1 rRNA gene is annotated in these 719 nt (G+C 64.4%); it reads left to right on the top strand.

The window, feature by feature from the left end:
- Positions 1–719: ribosomal RNA gene (locus tag ACYQ0J_RS07465) — 23S ribosomal RNA — on the top strand; the annotation flags it as partial.

The following is a 719-nucleotide window of genomic DNA, read 5'->3' on the forward strand; positions in this document are numbered from 1 at the left end:
AGGGGGAGCCGGTAGCGGGCGTTGATCCCTGGATGTCCGAATGGGGGAACCCGGCCCGTGGGAACACGGGTCACCGCCCTTTAGGGCGGGGGGAACCTGGGGAACTGAAACATCTCAGTACCCAGAGGAGAGGAAAGCGAAAGCGACTCCCTGAGTAGCGGCGAGCGAAAGGGGAAGAGCCTAAACCGTCTGGCTTGTCCGGGCGGGGTTGTGGGGCCCTCGGATACCGAATCCCCAGCCTAGCCGAAGCTGTTGGGAAGCAGCGCCGGAGAGGGTGAAAGCCCCGTAGGCGAAAGGTGGGGGGATAGGTGAGGGTACCCGAGTACCCTGGGGTTCGTGGAGCCCTGGGGGAATCTGGGCGGACCACCGCCTAAGGCTAAGTACTCCGGGTGACCGATAGTGGACCAGTACCGTGAGGGAAAGGTGAAAAGAACCCCGGGAGGGGAGTGAAACAGAGCCTGAAACCGTGGGCTTACAAGCAGTCGCGGCCCCGCAAGGGGTTGTGGCGTGCCTATTGAAGCATGAGCCGGCGACTCACGGTCGTGGGCGAGCTTAAGCCGTTGAGGCGGAGGCGTAGGGAAACCGAGTCCGAACAGGGCGTCTAGTCCGCGGCCGTGGACCCGAAACCGGGCGAGCTAGCCCTGGCCAGGGTGAAGCTGGGGTGAGACCCAGTGGAGGCCCGAACCGGTGGGGGATGCAAACCCCTCGGATGAGCTGGG

This window comes from Thermus sp. FJN-A (assembly GCF_054655095.1).